Here is a 2,127-nt window from a genome sequence, read left to right as displayed (position 1 = left end):
CTATTAAGCCTATATTCGCTAGTTGTAGGCTTTCCAGCGCCGATCATTCTTGCCTTAGCTTTAAATGAGTTGAGAAATGGTGTGTTTAAAAGAGCCGTACAGCTAGTCACATTCGCACCCTATTTCATTTCCACCGTCATCATGGTGTCGATCATCATGCTGTTCCTTTCTCCACAGCTTGGTTTCGTCCATCTTTTGGCAGATAAATTCGGAATTCCAGCAGAAAATATTATGTCGAAGCCGGAGTATTTCAAGACCGTCTATGTCCTATCCGACGTCTGGCAGTTTACGGGATATGCCTCGGTCATCTATATTGCAGCTCTCGCTGGGGTAGATCCGCACTTGTATGAGGCAGCCAAAGTGGATGGGGCATCGCGCTTCCAGCGGATGATTCATATCGATTTGCCGAGTCTTATGCCGACGGCTGTGATTTTGCTTATTTTGAATGCAGGGCAAATCATGAATGTAGGGTTTGAGAAAGTGTACCTGATGCAAAATGCAATCAACGTTGGGACTTCCGAAGTTATTTCCACCTATGTGTACAAAATGGGGTTAGTCGGTGCGAACTTTAGCTTCTCCGYAGCGGTCGGACTATTTAATGCCGTCGTCAATTTGCTGCTGCTTATTATAGTCAATTATGTGGCAAGGAAAAATTCCGAGACGAGTTTGTGGTAGGAGGCTGAATATGATGAATCCGGAGCAAGCCATAGCATTAAATTCACGAAAATCAACGACCCGCATCGTTGAAAGCAGTATAGATCGTGTTTATTTATTCTTCGTCTATCTGTTTTTGATCATCTGCTTAATCGTTGTAGCGTATCCCTTAATTTATATTGTAAGCTCGTCATTCAGCTCATCCTCCGCTGTTATTTCTGGCAAAGTGTGGCTACTCCCTGTTGAGCCAACAATACGAGGCTATCAAGCGGTGTTTCAGAACCCGCAAATTTTGAAAGGGTACGGCAACTCTTTGTTCTATCTGGTCGTAGGGACGCTAATTAGCGTATCGTTGACGATTACTGCTGCTTATCCACTTTCTCGCAAAAACTTTTATGGGCGCAATGTGATTACCGCTTTGTTTGTTTTCACGATGCTGTTCAGTGGTGGCTTAATTCCTTATTATTTGACGGTAAAAGGATTAGGGATGCTCGACACGAGATGGGCGATGATTATTCCTGGCGCAATATCAGTCTGGCAAGTTATTCTGGCGAGGACGTTCTTCCAGACATCGATTCCGTCGGAGCTCACAGAGGCGGCACATTTGGACGGATGCAGCGATTTCAAATTTTTAACACGAATCGTCATCCCGCTATCTAAACCGATTATTGCAGTTCTAGTGCTTATGTATGCGATTGGTTACTGGAATTCTTATTTTGAAGCCTTGATCTTCTTGAAAACCGCTAATTTATATCCGTTGCAGCTTATTTTACGTAACATTCTAATCCTGAACTCGATTGATCCTACGATGATTAAAGACGTCAGGGAGCTTGCGGAGAGACAGGGTTTGAAGGAGCTGCTTAAATATTCACTAATCGTCGTTGCAAGTGCGCCTGTTCTCATTCTTTATCCTTTTGTGCAAAGACATTTTGTGAAGGGTCTATTGATTGGGTCTCTAAAAGGCTGATTCTGGCGGAAGAATGAGAGGCGGGATGCGAGGCACTGGATAGCTTAGGTTTGCCCCCACTTAGATGGATTGGCGAAAACAAACAAGGAGGGTTTGAGTATGGGGATTAAAAGAACCAGTAGAACATGGAAATCGGTCGCCCTAATCGTATTCATTACTACGTTTGTAGTCGGCTGCACATCGGGCGGCAACGACCCGAACAGCGCTACTCCGAATGGAGGCGGAAGTTCAGACGGGGGGAGCAACGTGAATGTAACGGGCTTTCCGATCGCCAAAAATAAAATTTCAATGAGTGCTTTCGCGCCGCAATCGGCGAACATTGCTGATCTGAATACGAACTGGTTTACCAAATATTTGGAAGAGAAGACGAATGTGCATTTGAACTGGCAGCTTGTACCGGGCGAAGCAGCAGCTTTGAAGGAGAAAAAACAGTTACTGCTGGCAAGTGGCGACTATCCTGATATTTTCATGTCAGGGGATCTTACGAAAGAAGAGCAGCTGCTCTA

Annotated in this window: 2 protein-coding genes and 1 pseudogene; all 3 read left to right on the top strand. The window is 44.8% G+C overall.

From position 1 onward, the window contains the following. Positions 1–675, top strand: a 675-nt coding sequence (locus tag AC1DUA_RS34980) for an ABC transporter permease (RefSeq protein WP_477504117.1), incomplete at its 5' end; no start/stop codon positions are given. 10 nt (positions 676–685) lie between these two features. After that, on the top strand, positions 686–1,621 hold the full coding sequence (locus AC1DUA_RS34975; RefSeq protein ID WP_477504116.1) for a carbohydrate ABC transporter permease: 936 nt from the start codon (positions 686–688) through the stop codon (positions 1,619–1,621). Between the two features lie 99 nt (positions 1,622–1,720). Further along, a pseudogene (locus AC1DUA_RS34970) lies at positions 1,721–2,127 on the top strand (hypothetical protein); the annotation flags it as partial.

This window comes from Paenibacillus sp. 01T422, assembly GCF_056398785.1.
This window is presented reverse-complemented; position numbering and strand designations above follow the sequence as displayed.